Source organism: Pleionea litopenaei, assembly GCF_031198435.1.
GTDB lineage: Bacteria > Pseudomonadota > Gammaproteobacteria > Enterobacterales > Kangiellaceae > Pleionea > Pleionea litopenaei.
Genome location: NZ_CP133548.1, coordinates 1,075,559 through 1,092,361, shown reverse-complemented (window position 1 = coordinate 1,092,361; position 16,803 = coordinate 1,075,559). Strand labels below are relative to the sequence as shown.

Here is a 16,803-nt window from a genome sequence, read left to right as displayed (position 1 = left end):
CACCGCTATTATAAATTTGGATCAGCTTATGAGAAAGTCCCTTCTGTTATTTACTCTCATTTTTTGGGTACCCTGTTTATTTGCCCAAGCAAATGGCCTAGAAGAATTGTTCGAGCAGTACGCGAGTTTTGAAAGAGATCAATACCCTCGACATGATCATCCTTCATCGGAAATGCGACGAGGTGGATTTTTTGATAATTCCCCAGCTGCCTACCAACAGCGTAGAGACTTTTATGCGACGTTGTTAGAGGACATTGCTCACTTTGAAGCCCAACGTCAAACAGAGGCAGCGAAAATCAATTTAGCGATGTTGCGGTTCTTTGTTGAGTCGCAAATTGCAGAGGTTGACTCTCAGTCTTATCTCTTTCCTATGTACGGTGATACCGGCTTCTATTTCGAGTTATTAAGGCTGGGAGAGATTACTCAACTGAACAAAGTCGAAGAGGTTACGTTCTATTTGGAGAAACTAGAAGCAATTCCAAGCTATTTTGAACAATGGGAAAATAATTTAAAGTTAGCGGTTAGTAAAAATCAGATGTTACCGAAAGTCGTTTTAGCGGACTTCGAAAAGCCCTTAATGGTTTTAATCAGCGATAAAGCTGAGGAACATCCGATGTATCAGCCTTTGCGACAAATAAATCCATCGCTGTCTAAATCAAAGTTGCGACAAGCGCAGCAAAGAGGTCGTAAAGTAATTATCGAAAAAGTTATACCGTCGATTAAACGTTTTGTCGCATTTTTAGAAAAAGACTACTTGCCACATGCTCGCGAAAGCATAGCAATTACCGACATTCCCGGTGGCGATCAATATTACAAGCAACAAATTCGTTATTACACAACGTTAGATTTGAGCGCAGAAGACATTCATCAAATAGGCTTAAAAGAAGTTTCTCGAATTAAAGCTGAGATGTTAGAGGTCATTAAATCAAGTGGTTTTGACGGTAGTTTTGCTGAGTTTATTGAGTTTCTAAGAAGTGATCCAAGATTTTATGCATCAACCCCTGAAGAGTTGTTGAAAGAAGCCGCGTATATAGCGAAGAAAGCGGATGCTGTATTACCTAAGTATTTTGGCCGTTTACCTCGTCAACCTTATGGAGTAGAGCCGGTACCAGCCTCAATTGCACCTAGGTATACCACTGGTCGTTACGTTGGTGCTCCATTAGATTCTCATCGCCCGGGGCTGTATTGGGTGAACACCTACGCGCTTGATAAGCGTCCTCTTTACGTTTTAGAGGCATTAACCTTGCATGAAGCGGTACCTGGGCACCATTTACAAATAGCTTTGACCAAAGAGCAAGATCAATTACCGACTTTTCGTCGTCAGTCATACATATCAGCCTATGGAGAGGGGTGGGCTTTGTACTGCGAGAAGCTTGGGATAGAGGCGGGCTTTTATCAAGATCCTTATAGCCAGTTTGGTAGACTTAGCTATGAAATGTGGCGGGCGATTCGACTAGTAGTCGACACAGGCATGCATGCGAAAGGATGGAGCCGACAAAAGGCCATCACTTTCATGGAAGATAATACCGCATTGTCTAAACACAATGTAAGAACCGAGATTGACCGTTACATTGCTTGGCCAGGACAAGCGCTCTCGTACAAGATGGGGGAAATTAAAATTGTTGAGCTACGGCAAAGGGCAGAGAAACGATTGGGTGACAAGTTTGATATTCGCGCATTCCATGATGAAATCTTGTCTTATGGCCCAGTGACACTTGCAATATTAGAGCAGCAAATTGAACAATGGATCGCTAAGCAATAACTTTAACTGAAAGGCGATTGCGCAGGTTTTGGAAAGACAGCTTTGACGATATCGTCAAGCTGTCTAGAACATGTTTGTGCGCATTCCAAAATTGATGCTAAACCCGCCTTTAACCTCATTGTTAGGAAAATACTGGTAACTGAGGGCGATCAAAAAGTCTTGCTCGGTATAGAAGACCAGTTCTGGTTTAACGTAGAACACACCCTCGATATCGATATTTTCAGAGTAGCAGTTGTAGCATCCTCCAATTTCCCTTTCAGACCATGATTTTTCGATACCGGTTAGCAGGTTGAAGTGAGTTTTCCGCGGAGTAATAGGGAAGCTGTAGCCGAGCTCACCAAAGATTCCGATGTTACTGGCATACGAGCGATCACGGTACCGGTAGCCCCAACCATCAACTACCACGACATCAAATTGACAATAGTCTTTTAAAAGGTAACTCGACATACCAAAGTTAAAGATCAATCGACCATCTTGCTCTCCATACTGCAGCGTTAGCCTAGATGCCTCATCGTCGACGCACTCGTCAATGGCTGATTGTTTATCGAAGTGGTGATAACCGATTCCTATCGACCACTGAGTCGTCTGAATACTTTCGATAGCTTCATTGGCGGCTATCGACCCATGAAAAGCCATCAGTAATAAAGTAAAAAGAGAGAGATAAATTGCTTTCATATGATCGCTTAAGTGCTTAATTCCTCAGGTAAGCATATCACTCTGGTTCCCTTTCGCAACTGATCAAAAATTAATCTTTTGAGATTTTGTAGGTATTTGATTCTTTTAAAGAATCTAATATTGTTTAATAGTCGTATAAGCAAAGGAATCGTTGAGGAAAGGGTATGATCAGAGTAGGAATTAGTCATTGTTTATTGGGCGCACCGGTGCGCTTCGACGGCGGACACAAGCACAGCCGTTTTTGTACCGAATCGTTGGCACAGTTCTTTACGTTTGAGCCGTTGTGCCCCGAGGTTGGGATCGGAATGGGTACACCTCGTAGAACACTTCGATTGGTCGGCTCCGCCGAGAACCCTCGAGCAGTGTTTGGTCACGATGAAAGCCAGGATTTTACAGATGAGCTTGCTTCTTACGCTGATATCAATGCCGACAGGCTTGCTAATATGGCCGGGTATATCTTTTGTAAAGGCTCCCCTAGTTGCGGTATAGAGAGGGTAAAAGTTTATAACTCCAAAGGACACGCTCAGAGAGATGGTGTTGGGATATTTGCAGCCAAAGTTAAACAACTTCAGCCAAATCTGCCAGTCGAGGAAGACGGTCGCTTGAATGATCCGTTACTGAGAGACAGTTTTATAAAGCGGGTGTTTATTTATCATGAGTGGAAGCAGTTGGTTGAGCAAGGTTTAACGCCCGCCTTAATTCAAAAGTTTCATGCACGACACAAACTTAGTTTATTGTCCCATTGCCAGAAAACCTACCGATTCTTAGGTCCATTAGTTGCAAAAATTAATGCTAAAAATATTGAAGCAGAAAGCAGTCGTTACATTGAGCATTTAATGAATGGATTCAAGAAGGTAGCGACTCGCAAAAACAATACAAATGTGTTGATGCATTTACAAGGCTATTTAAAGCACAACTTGAGTAGTCAAGATCGCCAAGAGTTAGCTCAAGTGATTCTGGAGTACCGGCAAGGCGTTTTGCCTCTTATGTCTCCATTAACTTTACTAAAGCATCATTTTGCTCATCATAAAGATCCTTATGTAGAGCAGCAGAGTTTTCTTCATCCTTACCCAAAAGAGCTAGCGATAAGAGTGGTGGTTCAATAATGAAACGGCATTTAGTTTGGTTTCGAAACGATCTTCGAGTAGACGATCATCCAGCTCTTAGTCATGCGTGTGCAAGTAAAGACGATGCAGTCGTCGCAATTTATTTTTATTGTGCGAAGCAGTTTGCTGCGCATGATGTAGGTCGCAATCAACAGTACTTGATTCAGAAGGCGCTTTCTAACTTATCTCAATCACTTGAACAACTAAATATAAAACTGATCATACTTACCAGTGACGATTTTGCCAGCTCGATTGATAGGTTGTCTCAAGTTATCGACGACTTAGCGATTACAGACCTGCATTTAAATATTGAATACGCCTACAACGAGCGACAAAGGGACAAGCAGGCCTGTCAGGTGTTGTCGAACAAAACAAACTGTCATCGGTATGTCGCGGATTCCTTAGTTGCGCCATGGGATGTATTGAGTAAGCAGGGTACACCATTTAAAGTTTTCACGCCTTTCTCCAAAGCCGTCTATGAAGCAATGGATAAGTCGCCAATTCACCCATTGTCAATGCCGACTGCACGTGCGAAGGAAAATCTAAATGCCTTTCAAACGGTTTCTAATAGTGATCTTGATGAGGTAAAGCCAACAGCGAAATTTTGTCCAGATATTTCAGAGAATAATGTACATAAACAGTTGGCTGACTTTGTTGATGACTCGATTATTGATTACAAGAAGGACCGTGACTTTCCTGCAATTCCCGGTACATCTCAAATTTCACCCGCATTAGCGATTGGCAGTGTATCCATTCGACGGTGCTATGAATTTGCGAGAGCGAAAAGAGGGGAGGGCGCTAAAACTTGGATCAAAGAGTTAATCTGGAGAGATTTCTATCGTTCAGTTATGTGGCACTTTCCTTATGTAGCGCGAGGACAAGGGTTCCTTCCTGTCGATAAAAAAATACATTGGAATCGTTCTGAAGACGATTTCGAAAAGTGGTGCGCAGGTAGCACTGGAGTGCCGATTGTTGACTCAGCAATGAGACAGCTTTTAACGACGGGTTGGATGCACAATCGACTACGTATGGTTGTAGCGAGTTTTCTCTGTAAAAACCTTTGGATTGATTGGCGGTGGGGAGAACGTTTCTTTGCGCAACACTTGTACGACTTTGACTATGCCTCAAACAATGGTGGGTGGCAATGGAGTGCCTCCATTGGAACGGATGCTGCGCCTTATTTTCGCGTATTTAATCCAGTCTCACAAGCCGAACGCTTTGATCCGGACGCCGAGTTTATTCGTAAGTGGATAGAGCCTTTGCAGTCTTTACCTTCTAAAGCGATTCATCAGTTCGAGCAAAAGCCTTTACCGAACTATCCAAGCTGCATGGTAGACATTAAAGATAGCCGCAAGAAAGCCATTGAACAATTTAAGGTGGCTAAGGAGTCTGAGGATGACTAAATTGGTAGACGCAGCAACTGTTTTTTCACAAGACAATATTGTCGATAGATTCATTCAAGTTTATCAGTCGTTAAGTGCAAATAACCTCGAGATATTGCACGATATATACGCCGAAGACATTGAATTTATTGACCCAGTGCATCGAATCAGCGGTTTTGAAAATGTCTACCGTTATATGGAGACGATGTACAAGAATCTGCATCAATATCAAATCACCGTGCTTGACGTTGTCGATAATCAATCAACTGCCTTTCTAGACTGGTCATTGTCCTTTATCCATCCACGGTTGAATCGCGGTGAATGGGTAACTATTCCGGGTGCTACAAAGATATGTTTTGAGAAAAAAATTCATTATCACTGCGACTTTTATGATTTAGGAGCAATGATCTACGAAAATATTCCCCTGTACGGCGGTGTAACAAGAGCGATTAAAAGGCGCATAGCAAAATGACTCAGAAGAATAAAGTCGTTCTAATAACCGGAGCTACCTCAGGAATCGGAGAGAGCCTAGTTAGTAAGTTTATTCAAGAGGGATATTGTGTTCTTGGTATCGCGAGGAGCGTGGAGAAATTAAAGGAATTGCAAAGTAAGCAGGCAAACTTTGTAGGCTTAAACTTCGATATAACCAAAAAAGACAGTTGGTCTGAGATCGTTAAAGAGGTTGAGAGTATCGGAAAAATTCCATCAATCATTATTCTGAATGCAGGTACTTGCGAATATATGGATAAGGGAGACATTGACGAGGAACTGGTTCGTCGAGTTTTCGAAGTTAACTTTTTCGCCAATGTAATAGGCGCTAAGGTCCTGTTAAAAAGCTGGCGGACACAGCTCTCAAGTTTCGTTGTTACCAGTAGCTCAGCGTATTTTTTCCCGTTGCCGAGAGCAGAAGCGTACGGAGCTTCGAAAGCAGCTCTGAGCTACTTTTTTCGGACTCTTCGGTTAAGCTATCCAGAAATTGTTTTTACTATAGCTCATCCTGGTTTTGTTGAAACACCATTAACTGACAAGAATGATTTTTCTATGCCGATGAAGCTGACTGCAGATAAAGCTGCAAGTACGATGTACAGTTCAATTATAAAGGGGCGTAGAAAGAATGACTTTCCGTGGTTTTTTATTTTTATGCTCAAACTATTAGGGATGCTACCTGATGCACTTCAATACAAAATCGGCTCAAAATTGGTGAGAGAATAATGAAAAAAATCGCTGTGATAGGAAGTGGTATTTCTGGTTTAACGTGTGCGCATTATCTGCAAAATGATTTCGACGTTACTGTTTTTGAAAAGAATGACTATGTGGGGGGGCATACCGCGACAAAAACCGTCTCGGTCGCTGAGGGCGAGTTTGATATTGATACGGGGTTTATCGTCTTTAATGACTGGACGTATCCAAATTTCATTCGACTATTGAATTCGTTAGGTGTTGATTCGTTAGCGACAGATATGGGTTTTTCTGTAAGCTGTGAAAATAGCGGGTTGGAGTACAGTGGAACCTCTTTGGCGACGATGTTTGCACAAAAGAAGAATTGGTTTAGCTTAAAACATTGGCGGTTCATCAAAGATATCGTTAAGTTCAATAAAATATCGAAGGAACGTTTAGAGCAAGGTGAGCTACCTGAAGATTTAACGTTGGGAGAATATGTCAAGGAACTTAATATGTCGCAACGCTTCGTTGAACAGTACATCATTCCAATGGGTGCCGCTATTTGGTCAAGTGGCTTGGCCAAGATGTATGAATTTCCAGCGTTGTACTTTATCCGCTTTTTTAAAAATCATGGCCTATTAAACATTGAAGATAGACCTCAATGGTCAGTAATAAGAAATGGGTCCAAAAGTTATGTCAAAGCTTTGCTTGAACAATCGTCTTTTACAGTAAGGTGTACATCAAAAATTCAATCGGTTATTCCAGCTGAAGATAATATGTCTAATAGTTGGCTGATTAGACTGGATAATGGTGAAGAGTGTGAATTTGAACACGTGATATTTGCTTGCCATTCGGATGAAGCAATGGCTCTTTTACCTGAGCAAAAGTCTGACGCTCGAGATATTCTAAGTAAAATTTCCTACAGCAATAATGAAGTGGTTTTGCACACTGACCAGTCTCTACTTCCGACTTTACGGTCAACTTGGTCAAGTTGGAATTATAAAATTCGCTCAGGTCAGACGGAAACAGCGACGCTGTCTTATAGTATGAATATCTTGCAGCGATTGAATTGTCAGACGCAATTTATAGTGACTCTTAACGACACTAATGCAATTGCGGAAGAGAAAATTCTTGGTCAATATCAGTATGCTCATCCTGTTTACGATAAGGGAACATTGGAAGCTCAAGCCCAAAGAAACACAATCAATGGGAAGGATAATCTATGGTTCTGTGGGGCCTATTGGTATGCGGGTTTTCATGAAGATGGCGTACGAAGTGGGCTTGATGTTGTGAAAGCTCTAGGAGTTGACATTGAAATCCTTTAAGTCGTTTTCTGAGCATTCAATGTGCCATGGAGAAGTTTTTCATAAACGTTTTTCTCCGAAAAAGCATGCTTTTAAGTACAAGATGCACATGCCTATGATCAATTTACGACATAGAAGTGAAATTGCCAACCTTTCTCCTTTAGTTAGCTACAATGGCTTTAACATCTATTCCTTTCACGATGTGGACTACCTTTCACAATTTCAAATTGATGGAGAGGATCTGTATTCTAGAGCGTTAAGGGTCTGTCTCGCTCATTTAAAGCATCCGAGTGATGAGGATATAAACTGTCTTAGCCACAAGGATCCTTCAGTCGAGGTTTTAATGTTGAGTCAATGGCGCTTTTTAAACTGTGTCTTTAACCCAATCTCAGTGTACTACTTTATTTGTAATAATCGCTTGCTTTATGTCATGGCTGAAGTGAGTAATACGCCTTGGAATGAACGACATATTTACAGCTATGCGATCCCTAAAGATGATAATGCAACTTGGGAAGATGAAAAGAAATTTCATGTATCACCCTTTAATGATTTAAACATGAATTATCATTGGCAGTGCGCTTTTAGCGATAAACGAGTGAGTTTGAATCTTGCTCTAACTCGTAGTGCCGCTGTTGTATTTACCGCAAATTTTCACTACCAACGTGAACCTCTGAACTCCGACAGTTTTTATAGAGCAATTGCGAAGCAGCCGATGTTGAGCCTAAAAACAGTGGTGGGTATTTATTGGCAGGCTCTGAAGTTGTTCATCAAGCGTATACCCTTTTATAGTCACCCAAAATCTAAGATGGAGAAGACTGGTGAGTAATAGCCGATTGATAACTCATAAATTAAAAAATACATCGACGCAACCCAGTTTGGTTTCAAGACTGCTCGCAAAACGCATGGTTTTTGCTTTCATGCAACAGCTCAAGGTCGGGCAGCTAACGTTGCGAGAGCGTGGTCAGGAGTACCGTTTTGGTGGGTCGTCTGAAATTGTTGCAGAGATCGAAGTAAACGATGAACGGTTTTATTCAAAGCTTGTTAGCGGTGGCTCCATTGGTGCTGGAGAGGCCTACATAGAAGGGTGGTGGACTTCAACTGATGTGACCTCTGTGATTGAGCTTTTTTCAGCTAACCTCGCGGTAATCGATAGGATCGAAGCTTTGGTGGAATGGGTCAAACGTCCAATACGACCATTGTTGTCTTGGCTTAAAAGAAACACTAAAAGCAAGGCTAAGGCAAATATTGAAGCGCACTACGATTTAGGTAACGAGCTTTATTCGCGGTTTTTAGATCCAACGATGTTGTATTCGGCAGCCATTTACCCTAGCGAGAACGCATCGTTGCATGAAGCGTCACTGAACAAGTTGAAAGTAATTTGCGAATCACTCGATCTTTGTGCCTCGGATCATTTATTAGAAATTGGGACTGGTTGGGGTGGTTTGGCTGTTTATGCGGCAGAAAAATATGGATGCAAAGTGACAACGACAACCTTGTCGGAAGAGCAATTTGCTTACACAGAAGCTTTAGTAAAAGAGAAGGGCTTAGGTGATAAAATTACATTGCTAAAAAAGGACTATCGAGACTTAACTGGCAGCTACGACAAAATTGTTTCAATTGAGATGATCGAAGCCGTTGGGCATGAATATTTTCAGAGTTATTTTCAAATTTGTGATTCACTATTAAAAGAAAAGGGCAAACTGCTTATTCAGTCAATACTTATTGATCACGCTCGCTACGACCAATATCGACGCGGAGAAGACTTTATTCAAAAATATATCTTTCCTGGCGGAGCACTGCCAAGTCGCGAAATCATTGAGTCAATTACACAGCAACACACGCGTTTAAAAAGTACGTCATTTTTCTCATTTGGATACGATTATGCTAGAACCTTAGCTGATTGGAGGGCTCGCTTTAATAACGAGTGGAGTGAAATACGGCAGTTTGGTTACGATGAAAGATTTCGCCGAATGTGGAATTTCTACTTTCACTATTGTGAGGGAGGCTTTTGGCAAGATCGCATCGATGTCGCTCATTTTGTATTTCGCAAGGAGTGACAGGTGCACCATCGTTTCAAGCCGTCAAAACTTTTAAATAATTACATTGCTTTTCAGGTGGGCTGGTTGGCCTGTGCGTTTCTTCACAATAGCTATGCTGTTTTTATAGTGGCTGCACTATTGGTTTGGCTATATTTAGCCGAACCTTGGAGTAAAGTACGCATGGCATTGACCGTGCAAATCGCCGTAGCGGGGATTTCTATGGACACAATTCTTACTTATTTAGGCGTCTATGAATTCTCGTCATCATTGACCATTTTACCCATGTGGCTGTGTTTATTGTGGTTTCTGTTCGCTAGTACTTTGTCGGTCAGTTTAAGTTGGATGATGAATAGTAAGGTCTTATCGTTTCTAGGCGGCGTGGTTATTGGTCCTGTCGCTTACTGGGGCGGTGTACAGTTTGATGCATTCACCGTAAGAGATTCTACTGACTATTTTATCATTGCAATAGCTTGGGGACTGGCCATGAGCTTATTTGGGTTTTTGCACAGAACTCAGCCAAATAACCGAGTGATACTTAAGCATGTGGGAGACTAGAATGTTGAAACTATTGATGCTTAGCTTGCTTGTCTTCAGTGTGTCAAAAGTTGCTGCGATTCAAGGCGAGGAACGTTCATCGTCGGCGACTTATCGATGGTGGGGAATTAAAGTCTATGACGCTTATCTCCGTTTTACACCAGAGAACAGTAAGCCTGCTTATCAAGTCCGCCCACTTGAATTCAAAATTATATACGATATTGATATCGAACGTGATGAACTGATTGAAACAACGGTGGATGAATGGAATAACTTAGCCATTTCAAAAACGGATTTGTGTCAATCGCGGCAGGATTGGGTAAAGCTGCTCGAAAATATTTGGCCGAACCTGTCACAGGGCGATCAGTTAACCCTAAAAGTTGCAGAAAATGGATCAGCTACGTTTCTACATAATCAAAAAGAAATCGGAACGCTTCACGATCAGAATTTCGCCCCCTGTTTTTTGGCTATTTGGTTAGCTGAAGATACCTCGGCAAAAAGCTTACGTCGCGACTTGCTTCAACTCTCAAGGAGAGGGTAAATGTTAAGAAAACTGTTTCGATTTAAAGAAAAAGGTTCGTTCAAAGGAAATGCTTCAAAAACTAAATGTTTTTTTCGCATTTGTGTAATGTCTGTTTTAGCCGGGTTCTTGACGGGATGTGCCGTATCGATAGAAGATTATCAGGCGTCGCAACCAGCTTTTAAATTAGAAGAATTTTTCGAGGGTAAGCTGATCGCATGGGGTACATTTCAAGATCGGAGTGGAAAAGTTACTCGTCGATTCAAGGTAGATATGGAGGGGAGTTGGCAAGGATCTAAGGGAGTGCTTGATGAAGACTTTATTTACGATGATGGAGAGAAACAAAAAAGAATATGGTACCTTGAAAAGCTGTCCGAAGGGCGCTATCGCGGCACCGCGTCAGATGTGGTAGGGGAAGCCATAGGTGAAGTAGAAGGCTTCGCACTCAATTGGTCATATGATCTTTTGCTACCCGTCGACGATACAGAGTATCAACTTACCTTTAATGACTGGATGTATTTGCTTGATGAGCGCAGTGTCATCAACAAAGCGTCGGTCACTAAATTCGGAATTGAAGTTGGGCAAGTAACCTTATTCATACAAAAGCAATAAGTCCCGCATTAATAAGCCGTTAGCTTCTAGAAATCTTAATTAAACTTGCAAATCTTGAAGGGCACTGGCATCTTTGCGGGTAAAAGAATAAAAGTAAGGGATGTCCAATGACTCAAGCAACGCAAACCAGCTTAATTATGCGTGCGCTCAATACGATTGAGCGAATAGGAAATAAGCTTCCAGATCCTGCAATGATCTTTTTAATTGCTATGGTAATCATCTGGGGGCTGTCATTCTGGTTTTCTACCATAGACTTTTCTGCCATCGATCCGAGAACCGGTAAGGCGATCGTGATTAACAACCTCTTATCTGGAGACTCAATGGCGAGTTTTCTCTCTGGTATGGTCAAAACCTTTACTGGCTTTGCACCTTTAGGAGTTGTGTTGGTAGCTATGCTGGGTGTTGGTGTCGCTGAACACTCTGGATTCATTAATACTGGTTTAAAGCTGATGCTTAGAGTCACCCCTCAAGCTTTGCTTACGCCGTCGATCATTCTTATTGCCATCGTGAGTCACACCGCAACCGATGCTGGGTACGTATTAGTTATTCCGTTAGCTGGCATTATCTTTTATGCAATGGGTCGTCATCCAGTTGCGGGAATTGCAGCGGCTTTTGCCGGAGTGTCGGGAGGGTTTGGTGCTAACTTTATTCCATCGGGAATTGATCCGTTATTGCAAAGCTTTACTCAAAGTGGTGCTCAAATTATTCAGTCAGATATTCAGATCAATCCTTTAAACAATTGGTTTTTTACTTCTGCGTCGAGCCTATTTATCGTGTTAGTAGGCTGGTACATTACCGATAAAATAATTGAACCGAGACTAAAGTCAACGCCTGTTGAGACGGCTGAAGATGACAAACTACCAAGTTTCGATGATTTAACGCAAAAGGATCGACAGAGTTTTTGGATCGCGGCTGCGGTTATGATTGCTGGGTTGGGCATGTTGTTCTGGGCGGCGAGTTACTCAGATTCTCCGTTACGTTCACCAGAGGGCGATCTAACTCGTTTTACTGCACCATTAATGCAATCGATAGTCCCCTTAATATTTTTGTTATTTGTTATTCCTGGCACCGTATACGGCTTTCTTTCTGGGCAGTTTAAAAGCTCAAGAGATGTCATTAATGCCATGTCTAAGTCGATGAATTCCATGGCTTACTATATCGTCATGGCATTCTTCTGTGCCTTATTTATTGATGCATTTTATAAGTCAAATATTGGCGCTCTAATGGCAATTGAAGGCGCAGAGGTACTTAAGTCTGCTTCATTACCAAGTGGCGTGACCATTGTTGGTATAATTATACTAACCGGCATAGTGAATCTGTTTGTAGGTTCTAGCTCTGCAAAATGGGGATTATTGGCGCCTATATTTGTACCGATGCTAATGCAGCTGGGTATTTCCCCTGATTTGACTCAAGCAGCTTATCGCGTGGGCGACTCAACCACCAATATCATTACGCCACTAATGCCTTATTTTCCATTAGTTGTTGTGTATTGCCAGCGTTATGTGAAGTCAGTTGGAATCGGAACGCTTATTTCAATAATGTTACCCTACAGTATTGCGCTCTTGATCGGTTGGACTTTGTTCTTAATGCTTTACTGGTGGCTTGGTATTCCACTCGGGTTGCAAGCAAGTTATGGATACCCAGCTTAGATCGTAATTGCATTTAAGCATTATCGGATAATTGAAGGAGGGGTGGTGGTGATTAACAAGCGAAAGTTGGTAAACACGATTCATTGGGGTTGCAGAGTTTTTGCTCTCATGGTGATGGGAGTCACTGTCTCGTTAACAGCGAGTTGCAAAGATGAACAACTTAATACCCCACAAGTGACCGAGAGCAGTGGCTCAGGAAAGAATGTTAAATCACCAGGACCGGTGCAAAAATCTGCAATGACAGTTTATTCGATAAGGAGTCCTGACAAGCGCAACACGGTTCTCTCTTCTAGCCAAGTTCAAAGCGTGTTTGAGGCGTTGCACAAGCGACAATTGATTCGTGTGAAAATGATGCCTAACTTTGAATATCGTCTAGATATCCTATACTCAGGTAAAGCTGAAAATTGGGAGATATCTGACAGTGGTTTTGCAAGGCAGTTAAATGTTAATGATACGAACATTTACCGTATTGAGAACTTTGACGTGTTATGGGAAAAATTAAAACCTCAGAAGTAAGTATTCTTGAGTGGTGTATCGGTTAGGTACACTACGCGAGCTGAACAAAAAAGGCTGCATAGCAGCCTTTTTTATTAAAACTTAATCATTGATTAAGTCATATTGCTCTCTTAACACCTGAATAATTTCAGCTTTAGGATTCTCGGATAACGTTAAAGGTTTGCCGATGATTTTTTCTGCAATGTTAATATAGGTTTTTGATACTGCCATAAGCACACTTTCTGGTAACGCATTGTTTTCAGCTAATGCTTTTCGTTCATCCATTCGATCTTTATTCAATAAAATATCCGGATCACTAAAGTGATTTAACAGTAATTGCCGAAAGTCTTCTTTTGAGTTTTCAACAATTTTACCTTCTCGATAAGAAGGCCCGTCCCAAATACGAGATGAGTCTGGCGTTCCAACTTCATCCATATAAATTAATTTTTCATTACCGCTCGCGTCATTAACATATCCAAATTCAAATTTCGTATCAACGAACACCTGATCGATATTTTCGAGTGCTTGACTGATAACCTGAAATCCTTCTTTTAATAATTTCTCATAAAGCTCGACGTCACCCTCACGACTAAATTGGAAAGCGGCGTAGTTATCTAGGATATTTTGACGAGAAATGTTCACGTCGTCGGCTTCTGGCACCCCTGGAATACCCTTCAAAATACCTTTTGTTGAAGGAGTCATAAGTAGTTCGGGTAACTTTTGATCTTTTTGTAAGCCATCAGGGAGTTGAATTCCACAGAATTCGCGTTCACCTTTTTCGTACGCTCGCCACATAGAACCGGTGATGTATTGCCGACAAATGGCTTCGATATAAATTGGCTTAGCTTTTTGAACAATCCAAACAAAGGGATGTGGAATATCAAGTATGTGGCTATCGGCAAGCCCCTGATCTTTAAATAAACTGAACCAATGATTGCTGATGGCATTTAATGCAGCACCTTTACCGGGGACTCCGTTGAGTCCACCTTCACCATGCCAGATACAATCAAAAGCTGAAATACGGTCGCTGATTACCATGATGGCTAATGGCGCATCTGGAGCAACGTCATAACCTTTCTCTTTGATCAATCGTGCACTATCGTTTTCGGATAGCCAATAAACGGAGCGGACTTTACCGCTGTGTACTGGACGATTAGTTCGGATCGGTAGGTCATCATTTACCGCTAAAACAGTGTCTGCAATACTCATGAGGTTTGCCTGTGAGTTAAGTTGAATTCTGTGCCAAATCAAGGCGCGATAATACCAGAAAATACTAGGCGATACAGCAAACTTGAATGAGCCTAACCTCGTTCTATTGAGCGTTAACTTCAGTAAGGCGGGGGTGCTTATGGTTAATCGTCAGGAGGAGTAGCGATAGGCTCTTCGGACTTTTTGTTTTTATTGGCAATCGCCTTTTCTTCATCTAATAAACGCTGATTTTCAGCAATAACCTCCTGTTCATCGGTTTCGCTGAACCCTAACCGACCAACTCCGGGTAATTCAAGTGCTAAGTCGAAAACATCTAACTCAAAGTTAAGTCCTAAAATATTTAACTCAAGCCCTTCTTGTATTCCAGCAGTAACGCCGAGTAGACCCCAAAGACTAAATTGCACGCCTTGTCCACTAGGAGACATTCCGACAACATCGGCTACGTCGCGATAATCTTTGCCGATTGCGGTTGAAGGCAGATCCAGTTTTAATTCCGGAACGGCACGAGCAATAAACGCGGTAAAGGTATTACTATTGGGGCCAGGCCACGCATGATACTCCGTTTTGTAGGGGTAGTCTGCTACTGCCTGTTCAATTTTATTGATGAGCTCTTCAACCTGTTCTCCGCGTTTATCTAGGAGCAGCTGTGGTTGGCTTCCCCACCAATCACGATCGGGATTACCTTGGCGAACAACGAGGGCGGTTGGGCCTCGACGTAAACGCCATCCAATGATCTCGTAGCTGGTGTACTCTTTTGCGTTAGCTCTTTTGGTACTGATCCAGGTATGAATGGCCAACGCTTGTTTAGCGCCTTTGGTCCGCGCACCAAAAACTTGAATGATCGCTGGCGAGTAGAGGTGCGGTGGAGGGGAAAGTTTACCCGCTGTGACGCTTTGATTTGTGTTGGGTGAAGACTGGCAGCCACTTAGAAGAATTAAGATGAAGACCAGAATAGTGCTGTGTTTCAATTGCAAGACTCGGTTGCGCAAGGTTGGCTTATTACACCAGACCCTGCGCTATGAGGGAAGAGGTTAGTTTAAAAACCAGTTCAACACTGGCCCAAACGTGCCGGTGAACTTAAGCGGTTGAGTGGTGATTGCCAAGCAAATGCAATCGCTTGTTGCAATGGGTGCATGCTCATCAAGCGCACTTTTACAGACATAGTCACCGCGTTTATATTCACCCGTGTCATCGGCAAAGGAGCCTTTAAGTACGAGGGTGTACTCTTTATCTCGGTGAGTATGTTGTGGGACTTTCATACCTTTTTTGAAATAAATCAGTTTTGCCTCGTGACCATCGTCAGATATGGGCAGTAAGATTTCAGCGAAGCGCTTGGTGCGCCAATGCCAGTTGAGTTTATCATTGCTACCGCGGGTGAGAATGCGTTCTATCAGAGCGGAATAGTCATTATCACGTGGTTGACTAATGGTTGGCTCAGCATGAATTCGACTCATAATATTGGCAAAAGCATCGCTGCTGACGGGAGTGTCAGGCATTGATTCTAAAGCTTGTCCACCAAGTTGCTCGAATTGATCGACGGCATGTTGGCAATGCTCACAGACTTTACAGTGCAGTTTCACCATTAAACGGCTTAAACCACTGATGCGACCCGCAGAATACTGCAATAGTGTTTCTGAATTTGGGTGATGATTACAACTCATTGATCACCTCTCATAAGTTTGTTCAAGTTGTTGATTGCGCTGCGAATTCGACCTTTTACGGTACCTAGCGTTATGTTTAGGGCATCCGCCGCCTTTTGATGGCTCAATTCTTCGAAGTAGACTTTAGTAATAACCTCCACTTGTTCTGGTGGTAGCTGTGGTAAGAAGTCTTTAATTTCATCGCCAATGACCGTGGAGAACTGATTGCCAGACTCTACTGCGATGTCTTCTGAAATCATTTCTGTAGTCGTTACTTGGCGATTCGACTTGCGAAAGTAATCGAGCTTTTTATTTCGAGCAATGGTGTAGATCCAAGTTGAAACCTGACCTTTGTTCGCTTCAAAGTAGTCTGCGTAGCGCCAGACACTGATGAAGGTTTCTTGCATCAGCTCTTCAGCCTCTTGCACATTAAGGCCTTGTTTCAGAAGAAATGTTTTAATTTTTGGAGCAAAGTGTTGAAACAAGCGTTGAAAGGCCATCTGATTGCCATTCTTAGCAACATCGATAAGGCAGCTGATCCAGAAATCATTTTGCTGCTGGGGAGATGTTTCCTGTTTGGATGCTTTCAATCCGAGGTCTCTGCTTCGAAAGTGATTGATTGCTACTACATTAGACATATTTAAGCCACATGTAAATCGTTGTTTTACCAAGGATTCCTGAGACCGGTCTTTCGATCTCAGGAAAGTTTTTAATT

Annotated in this window: 18 protein-coding genes; 13 read left to right on the top strand and 5 right to left on the bottom strand. The window is 42.2% G+C overall.

Features of this window, described 5'->3' with window-relative positions; genetic code table 11:
- The first annotated feature begins 28 nt into the window (after window positions 1-28).
- On the top strand, window positions 29-1,762 hold the full coding sequence (locus tag Q9312_RS04830; protein WP_309203449.1) for a DUF885 domain-containing protein: 1,734 nt from the start codon (window positions 29-31) through the stop codon (window positions 1,760-1,762).
- A 63-nt stretch (window positions 1,763-1,825) separates the two neighbouring features.
- Here the strand turns inward: Q9312_RS04830 and Q9312_RS04825 are convergent, their stop codons facing one another.
- Window positions 1,826-2,437 carry a hypothetical protein gene (locus Q9312_RS04825; RefSeq protein WP_309203448.1) on the bottom strand — a complete coding sequence of 204 codons (612 nt, stop codon included), beginning with the start codon at window positions 2,435-2,437 and terminating at the stop codon, window positions 1,826-1,828.
- Window positions 2,438-2,601: 164 nt separating this feature from the next.
- Here Q9312_RS04825 and Q9312_RS04820 point away from each other — a divergent pair, with 164 nt between their 5' ends.
- From Q9312_RS04820 to Q9312_RS04765, 12 genes are all read left to right on the top strand, one after another.
- Window positions 2,602-3,543 (top strand): YbgA family protein, encoded by a 942-nt coding sequence (locus tag Q9312_RS04820; RefSeq protein ID WP_309203447.1) that lies wholly within the window; start codon window positions 2,602-2,604, stop codon window positions 3,541-3,543.
- Window positions 3,543-4,946, top strand: coding sequence for a cryptochrome/photolyase family protein (locus tag Q9312_RS04815; RefSeq protein ID WP_309203445.1), 1,404 nt, complete (start codon window positions 3,543-3,545; stop codon window positions 4,944-4,946). Before Q9312_RS04820 ends, Q9312_RS04815 begins: the two co-directional genes overlap by 1 nt.
- Window positions 4,939-5,397, top strand: a complete 459-nt coding sequence (locus Q9312_RS04810) for a nuclear transport factor 2 family protein (RefSeq protein WP_309203444.1) — start codon at window positions 4,939-4,941, stop codon at window positions 5,395-5,397. The genes Q9312_RS04815 and Q9312_RS04810 overlap by 8 nt, the downstream gene beginning before the upstream one ends.
- A complete protein-coding gene (locus tag Q9312_RS04805) occupies window positions 5,394-6,137 on the top strand; it encodes an SDR family NAD(P)-dependent oxidoreductase (protein ID WP_309203443.1) in 744 nt (247 codons plus the stop codon). The genes Q9312_RS04810 and Q9312_RS04805 overlap by 4 nt, the downstream gene beginning before the upstream one ends.
- Complete coding sequence (locus Q9312_RS04800; RefSeq protein WP_309203442.1) at window positions 6,137-7,411, top strand: NAD(P)/FAD-dependent oxidoreductase; 1,275 nt, start codon at window positions 6,137-6,139, stop codon at window positions 7,409-7,411. Before Q9312_RS04805 ends, Q9312_RS04800 begins: the two co-directional genes overlap by 1 nt.
- Window positions 7,398-8,216, top strand: a complete 819-nt coding sequence (locus Q9312_RS04795; RefSeq protein ID WP_309203440.1) for a DUF1365 domain-containing protein — start codon at window positions 7,398-7,400, stop codon at window positions 8,214-8,216. Before Q9312_RS04800 ends, Q9312_RS04795 begins: the two co-directional genes overlap by 14 nt.
- Window positions 8,209-9,447 carry a class I SAM-dependent methyltransferase gene (locus Q9312_RS04790; RefSeq protein ID WP_309203439.1) on the top strand — a complete coding sequence of 413 codons (1,239 nt, stop codon included), beginning with the start codon at window positions 8,209-8,211 and terminating at the stop codon, window positions 9,445-9,447. Before Q9312_RS04795 ends, Q9312_RS04790 begins: the two co-directional genes overlap by 8 nt.
- Before the next feature lie 3 nt (window positions 9,448-9,450).
- Window positions 9,451-9,984: a DUF2878 domain-containing protein gene (locus tag Q9312_RS04785; RefSeq protein ID WP_309203438.1), complete on the top strand. Its 534-nt coding sequence runs from the start codon at window positions 9,451-9,453 to the stop codon at window positions 9,982-9,984.
- Window position 9,985: 1 nt separating this feature from the next.
- Window positions 9,986-10,504: a chalcone isomerase family protein gene (locus tag Q9312_RS04780; protein ID WP_309203437.1), complete on the top strand. Its 519-nt coding sequence runs from the start codon at window positions 9,986-9,988 to the stop codon at window positions 10,502-10,504.
- Entirely contained in the window at window positions 10,505-11,095 is a 591-nt protein-coding gene (locus Q9312_RS04775) for a DUF3833 domain-containing protein (RefSeq protein ID WP_309203436.1), read from the top strand.
- 107 nt (window positions 11,096-11,202) lie between these two features.
- Window positions 11,203-12,744: an AbgT family transporter gene (locus Q9312_RS04770; protein ID WP_309203435.1), complete on the top strand. Its 1,542-nt coding sequence runs from the start codon at window positions 11,203-11,205 to the stop codon at window positions 12,742-12,744.
- Between the two features lie 48 nt (window positions 12,745-12,792).
- Window positions 12,793-13,260 (top strand): hypothetical protein, encoded by a 468-nt coding sequence (locus Q9312_RS04765; protein ID WP_309203434.1) that lies wholly within the window; start codon window positions 12,793-12,795, stop codon window positions 13,258-13,260.
- A gap of 81 nt (window positions 13,261-13,341) precedes the next feature.
- Here Q9312_RS04765 and Q9312_RS04760 read toward each other — a convergent pair whose 3' ends face one another.
- From Q9312_RS04760 to Q9312_RS04745, 4 genes are all read right to left on the bottom strand, one after another.
- Window positions 13,342-14,448 (bottom strand): phosphoribosylaminoimidazolesuccinocarboxamide synthase, encoded by a 1,107-nt coding sequence (locus Q9312_RS04760; RefSeq protein ID WP_309203433.1) that lies wholly within the window; start codon window positions 14,446-14,448, stop codon window positions 13,342-13,344.
- Between the two features lie 143 nt (window positions 14,449-14,591).
- Complete coding sequence (locus Q9312_RS04755) at window positions 14,592-15,416, bottom strand: DUF3750 domain-containing protein (protein ID WP_309203432.1); 825 nt, start codon at window positions 15,414-15,416, stop codon at window positions 14,592-14,594.
- A 63-nt stretch (window positions 15,417-15,479) separates the two neighbouring features.
- A complete protein-coding gene (locus Q9312_RS04750) occupies window positions 15,480-16,109 on the bottom strand; it encodes a ChrR family anti-sigma-E factor (protein WP_309203431.1) in 630 nt (209 codons plus the stop codon).
- On the bottom strand, window positions 16,106-16,726 hold the full coding sequence (locus tag Q9312_RS04745) for an RNA polymerase sigma factor (protein WP_309203430.1): 621 nt from the start codon (window positions 16,724-16,726) through the stop codon (window positions 16,106-16,108). Before Q9312_RS04745 ends, Q9312_RS04750 begins: the two co-directional genes overlap by 4 nt.
- Window positions 16,727-16,803 lie beyond the last annotated feature (77 nt).